At 65.0% G+C, this 5765-nt stretch carries 4 protein-coding genes; 3 read left to right on the top strand and 1 reads right to left on the bottom strand.

The features are described 5' to 3' along the window. Positions 1-17 precede the first annotated feature (17 nt). A complete protein-coding gene (locus tag AB1346_00855; GenBank protein ID MEW6718976.1) occupies positions 18-569 on the bottom strand; it encodes a DUF488 domain-containing protein in 552 nt (183 codons plus the stop codon). Between the two features lie 123 nt (positions 570-692). On the opposite strand from AB1346_00855, the gene AB1346_00850 reads away from it, so the two are divergent. The 3 genes from AB1346_00850 to AB1346_00840 all read left to right on the top strand — a co-directional run. Further along, entirely contained in the window at positions 693-2543 is a 1851-nt protein-coding gene (locus tag AB1346_00850; GenBank protein ID MEW6718975.1) for an adenosylcobalamin-dependent ribonucleoside-diphosphate reductase, read from the top strand. A gap of 288 nt (positions 2544-2831) precedes the next feature. Further along, positions 2832-3566 (top strand): TerC family protein, encoded by a 735-nt coding sequence (locus tag AB1346_00845; GenBank protein MEW6718974.1) that lies wholly within the window; start codon positions 2832-2834, stop codon positions 3564-3566. Between the two features lie 172 nt (positions 3567-3738). After that, on the top strand, positions 3739-5765 hold a 2027-nt coding region (locus tag AB1346_00840), incomplete at its 3' end, for an MEDS domain-containing protein (protein MEW6718973.1).

The following is a 5765-nucleotide window of genomic DNA, read 5'->3' as shown; positions in this document are numbered from 1 at the left end:
CAAAAGTGGGACAGACCTCATGTCTGTCCCTGATCTGCGGAAGTTCTCAGGAACGTCCCCGTTCTGCCCATCGGCGAAAGAGCATGGACCTCCCGGCGGCCTTTACCCAAAATGTGCTCCACCGAGATCTCGCGCGCAACGAGGGCGTCCGCGATCAGGGAACGGTGGCAGCGCCAGGGGACCGCCTCCGCGCACATCAGGGCGATCCGCCCCTCCTTTGCCGCATCCAGGAGACGCTCCACGCCGGAGGCGAATGCGTCCGTCTGCATGTAATCGGTGTACCCCCGGAACGATGCGTTGCGCCACCCGCCGTTGGGGGAGTCCGGGCGGGAGCGGCGGAGGCCTCCCAGCTCCGGCAGGTGGAGGTATCCGATGCCTGCCGCTTCCAGAGCGGCCGGCAGCGTCTCCCGGTTGAACTGGGGGTTATGCCGGGATCGGGGCACGGTCCGGACGTCGACGATCCGCAAGACGCCGTTCTCGAGAAGAAGGGATACAAATTCCCCAAGTTCCCGCGTCGAATGGCCGATCGTGACCACGGATACCGACGTTTCCTGCAGGCGATTCTTCATATTTCATCTTAAATTATGCGATCGGGACATTCATGACGTCTGTCCCGCTTTTGCGGAAGTTCTGCTGATTTCAGGAACGTCCCGGTTCTGCGGTGCATCCTCCAGTAATAAAGGTAGCGATCGATGGCGCCTCAATCGAAATCCAGAACGCTCCGGACGAGAACCGAGCCGGACGCCCGGAAGGACGCCGACGCATGGTTCCGGGGGGACGACCTGCGGACCGAGGTTTTCCTGTTACGGTACGCGCTCCGCGCCCTGGACGGGAGCTGGATCGAGACCACCCCGGAACGGATGTGGGACCGGGTGGCCGCGACGATCGCCCGACCGGAGAAGGACGGCGCGGAATGGCGCCGGAAATTCCGGATGCTGCTCGAGGATTTCCGGTTCGTCCCCGCCGGGCGCATCCTCTTCGGCGCGGGGAATCCGAGGGCGGCGACCCTGTTCAACTGCTACTTCATCCCGGTGCGGAAGGACTCCGTGGACGGGATCACCCGGTGGATCCGCGAGGCGTCGAGCACTTACGCCCTGGGAGGCGGGGTTGGCACGAACATCGACGTGCTCCGTCCCCGGGGGGCGCGCGTCCGCAACGCCGGCATCGAGAGCTCCGGGTCCGTGAGCTTCATGGAGGCGTTCTCGGCGGTCACCGGGGTGATGGGCGGCTCGCGGGGCCGCCGCGGCGCGCTGATGATCACCACCCGGATCGACCATCCGGACATCCGGGAGTTCCTGTCCGTTAAATGCGATCCCGGGCGGCGGCAGGTCCGCAACGCGAATATCTCCGTCCGGATCACCGACGCGTTCATGCGGGCGCTGGAGGAAGGAGGGGAGGTCCGACTGTGGTTCCGGACCCCGCACGAAACGATCGGGAGGGATGTACCCGCCCGCGAGATCTGGGAGAAGCTCCTCGAATCCGCGTGGGCAAGCGCGGAGCCCGGGGTCCTCTTCTGGGACACGATGGTCCGCGAGTCCACGACCGAGTACAACGGCATGTCGATCGAAGGGGTGAACGTCTGCGGCGAGATCCCCCTGGAGCCTTACGGCGCCTGCAACCTGGGCAGCATCAATCTCGCGGCGTTCGTCAGGGATCCCTTCGGCGAGCGGGCGGACCTCGATTGGGACGGGATCGCGGATACCGTGCGGATGGCGGTGCGTTTCCTGGACAACGCGATCGAAGTCGGCGCTCCCAGGCACGCCCTGAAAGACCAGCGGCTGGCTTCGGTGCGTTCCCGGCGCGTCGGTCTGGGCATCATGGGTGCCGCGGATTGCCTGGCCATGCTCGGGCTGGTCTACGGTTCCGAGGCGGCCCTTTCGCTGCTGGAGCGCCTCATGGGCGTCCTGCGCGACGCGGCGTATGAAGAGAGCATCCGGCTGGCGGAGGAAAAGGGCGCATTTCCCGCCTTCGACCGGGAGCGGCACCTGAAGAGCCCGTTCATCCGTCGGCTGCCCGAAGCGATCCGGGAAGGGATCCGCGCGAAGGGGCTCCGCAATTGCGCCCTGCTCGCGGTCGCGCCGACCGGCACCATCTCCTGTCTCGCAGGCGTCTCCAGCGGGATCGAGCCGATCTTCTCCCACTCCTATCTGCGCCACGTGGCCGGCCAGGCGTTCCGGGTCAGGCACCCCCTCGTCTCCAGCTTCCGCGAGCGCCACGGAACGGCAGCGCCGCTTCCGGAGACGCTCGTCACCGCGCACCGGATCGATCCCGACACTCGTGTTCGGCTCCAGGCACGGGTTCAGCGGTACGTGGACCAGAGCATCTCCTCGACGGTCAACCTGCCGGCGGAGACGCCTCTGCAGAAGATCGAGGAGCTCTACCGGACGGCGTGGGAATCCGGGTGCAAGGGGATCACGGTCTTCCGGGAGGGAAGCCGCGCATCGGTGCTCGAAACCGGGGAGCGCGAAGGGGTCTATCGCGCTGAGGCAGGGTCCCCCGTGGGCGTGTGCACGTTCTGCGAGGAGCCGCGCCCGTCATCCTGAAGACTCGCCCGCAGGGTGTTCCTCACGGGCTGGAGATGGGTCCGGTAATCGATACCGATTATTGTTGACAACCCCTCGCGGCTCCGGTACCTTGATTTGCGTAAAGGGGAGTAGCAACCGGCCGACCAGCGCGGCCGGCCCGCGTCCGACATTACGGCGGGAATGACCGCCCGGGCGCGGCTCCTTGGAAGCAAGGACCTGCCAGACCTTTACTCACAGCATGGACCATCATGCCGCGGGTAAAGGTTCTTTTTTTATCTGCCGCGGCGATACCTTGAAGGAGGCGACATGATCGACCTGGGTTGGCTGGGGCAGATTGCGTTCACGTGGGAGTTCTTCGTGGCGGTGATGAGCATCGTGCTCATCGACCTGGTGCTGGCCGGCGACAACGCCGTGGTCATCGCCATGGCGGTAAAGAACCTGCAAGGCAAGGAACGCCGGTTGGGGATCATCCTCGGGTCCGGCGGGGCGGTCCTCATCCGGGTGGCATGCACCTTCCTGGTGGCCCAGCTCCTGAACATGTCCTTCGTCAAGCTGGTCGGCGGCGCCGTCGTCATCTGGATCGCCGTCAAGCTGCTCACGGAAGGCACGAAAGACGAATCGCACACCAAGGCGGCCACCTCGATCTGGCAGGCGCTCTGGATCATCATCGTCGCCGACCTGAGCATGGGGATCGACAACATGCTGGCCGTCGGCGCGGCCAGCCACGGGAACCTGTTCCTGCTCCTGTTCGGGCTGCTCCTCTCCATCCCGATGGTGGTGTTCCTGAGCACCTGGCTCTCCGCCGTCATGGACCGCTACCCGGTCATCCTGTGGATCGGCGCGGCGGTGCTGGGCAAGGTGGGCGGCCAGATGATGATCACCGACCCGTGGGTGAAGGGGCTGATCGACCCGCCGAAGTGGGCCGAATACGCCTCCATGGCGTTCTTCGTCGCTTTCGTGGTCCTCCTGAGCAAGTGGATCGTCGCCAACCGCAGGAGCAAGGCGGCGCCGGAGGCGCAGCCGGTCCTGGCGGAGGAGTGATCGTGCGGGGAACCGGGACGCCGTCCCGGTTCCCCGATTCCGTTTGCGCTCCCGCCGCAATTCTCCGGCGAAATTCTCCCTCATCCCGGAAACCACCTGAATCGCTGCAGAATCATATTATTAATAATATCTCTCTTTATGTCGCACTCGAAGCGGATGCGGGAGGCCCGGGGTGGCGGCGGAACTTCGGAAATCGGGCATCGGCGTCGTGGGCGATCTCCCCTGGGGATCCCATTTCTGTCACTTCTACGCGACGCGGGAAGATCTGCTCGACATCCTGATCCCATGGTTCCGGGCGGGGTTGGAGGCGAACGAGTACTGCATCTGGGTGGTTTTCGATCCCCTGAACGCGGATGAAGCGAAAGAGGCATTGATGGCCGGCGTACCCGGGGCGGACCGGCACCTGGCCGACGGGAACATCGAAATCCTTCCCCATGCGCAGTGGTACCTCCGGGACGGCGCGTTCGACCTGCGACGCGTCATCGACGGTTGGATGGACAGGCTGGAGCGGGCGCGCGCGAAAGGATACGACGGGCTGCGGGTGAACGGGAACGAAGCGTGGCTCACGGAGCGGGACTGGAAGGATTTCGCGGGATACGAGGACGCGCTGAACCGGATGCTCGACGGCCGGAACATCCTCGTCATGTGCAGCTACCTTTTGGATGTGACCATGGCCGCCGGGCTGTTCGACGTCGCCCGCTCCCACCGGTTCGCCGTCGCAAGGAGGCGCGGGGCGTGGGAGGTCGTCGAGCCACTGAAGCTCGCGGCGGTCGACGATGCGCTGAAGAAATCGGAAGGGAGGCTTCGCACGATCTTATCCGCGATGACGGATGTCATCCTGGTGCTGGACGCGGAAGGCCGCTATGTCGAGATCGCGCCGACCGACCCCCTGAACCTGTACCGCCCCTCCGAACAGTTGATCGGAAAGAGGATCCACGACGTCTTGCCCGGGAAGGACGCGGATGCGATCTTCCGCCGGATCGGGCTCGCGCTCGAAACCCGACGGACGCATCACTTCGAGTACAAGATGGATATCGGATCGAGGGAGGTGTGGTTCGAGGGCAGGATCTCGCCGCTGACGGAAAACACGGTGTTCTGGATCGCGCACGACATCACGGAGCACAAGCGCGCGGAAGAGGACCTGAGGAAGCAGAAGGAGATCCTGCAGAACATCTTCGATCATCTCCCGGTCATGATCAACTTCATCGGCGGCGACGGCCGCATCCGGCTGGTCAACCGTGAGTGGGAGCGCACGCTGGGGTGGTCCATCGAAGAGGTCCGGGAGAACGGCATCGACATCCTCGCCGAGTGCTATCCGGATCCGCAGGCCTACCGGGAGGTCATGGATTTCATCGGGACGTCGAACGCGCGGTGGGCGCCTTTCAGGATGCGGGTGAGGGACGGAAGGGTGCTCGACACGATGTGGGCCGCCGTTCGCCTTTCCGACGGGACGGCGATCGGCATCGGGCAGGACGTCACCGGGCGGAAGATGCTGGAAGAGCAGTTCCGGCAGTCGCAGAAAATGGAAGCCGTCGGGCAGCTCGCGGGCGGGATCGCGCACGACCTGAACAACCTCCTCACCGCGATCGAGGGATACGGCGAGCTGGCCATCTCCCAGCTTCAGGCCGGGGATCCCCTGATGGACGACATCGAGCAGATCATGAAAGCCGGCGACCGGGCGGCCGACCTCACGCGCCAGCTTCTCGCCTTCAGCCGAAAACAGATCCTCCAGCCGAGAGTGCTCGACCTGAACTCCGTCGTCCGGGAAATGGAGAGCATGCTCCGGCGGGTCATCGGGGAGAATATCGAGCTGCGGGTCCTGCCGGATCCCGGCCTCGGAAACGTGATGGCCGACCCCGGCCAGATCGGGCAGGTCCTCATGAACCTGGCGGTCAACGCCCGGGACGCGATGCCCGGCGGGGGCACGCTGGTAATCGAGACCCGGAACGTCCTGCTCGACGAGGAATACGCCGGCCGGCACGTCGCGATCTCCCCCGGCTCCTACGTGATGGTCGCCGTGACCGATACCGGCGTCGGCATGGACGAGCGGACGCAGGCGCGCATCTTCGAACCGTTCTTCACGACGAAGGAGGCGGGCAAGGGGACGGGCCTCGGACTCTCGACCGTCTACGGGATCGTGAAGCAGTCCGGCGGGAGCATCTGGGTATACAGCGAGGTCAGCAAGGGGACCGCCTTCAA

It is taken from the genome of Thermodesulfobacteriota bacterium, assembly GCA_040758155.1.
GTDB lineage: Bacteria > Desulfobacterota > Deferrimicrobia > Deferrimicrobiales > Deferrimicrobiaceae > UBA2219.
Note: the sequence above shows the minus strand (reverse complement) of the source record. Positions and strands in the feature narration are given on the sequence as shown.